The organism is Bartonella sp. TT110JLCBS (assembly GCF_042193405.1).
Taxonomy (GTDB): domain Bacteria; phylum Pseudomonadota; class Alphaproteobacteria; order Rhizobiales; family Rhizobiaceae; genus Bartonella.
In genome coordinates this window covers 377-783 of record NZ_JBHILT010000188.1, presented here as the reverse complement: position 1 = coordinate 783, position 407 = coordinate 377, and the positions used below count along the sequence as shown (strand labels likewise).

Here is a 407-nt window from a genome sequence, read left to right as displayed (position 1 = left end):
ACTTCTTGTAGCAAGCCGGTACCATCATCATATCTGCCAGCCCCTAATGATGCGACAGCTCTTTCATTAAGACGATTCATAAGAGTCATTTTAATCCTTTCTTTCCTCATTTTTACCCACACACCAGCCCCGCTTTTGACGTGCAAGCAAGTGATATGAATTGATTCAATCTGAGAGGGTTTGTGATGAGAAAATCTTACTATATTCGGAGTTATGGTTCAAGTTGAAAAATGATGATTTATTATTATAAATCAATGTGTTGCCAGACCCCGGAATACTAATGCGAGGGCGCTCGCAACCGGTGGGGACATCAAGTGAAAGCCAAAAATCTACATTTTTACGATATTTCTTTAGGCCAAAAAATTCGCTTCAGAAGAAACGTCATGGGTTTTTCTCAAAAACAATTA

Annotated in this window: 1 pseudogene; it reads right to left on the bottom strand. The window is 39.1% G+C overall.

Annotated features, from left to right (window positions below):
• A pseudogene (locus ACFILW_RS10355) lies at nucleotides 1–89 on the bottom strand (DUF4102 domain-containing protein); the annotation flags it as partial.
• Nucleotides 90–407 lie beyond the last annotated feature (318 nt).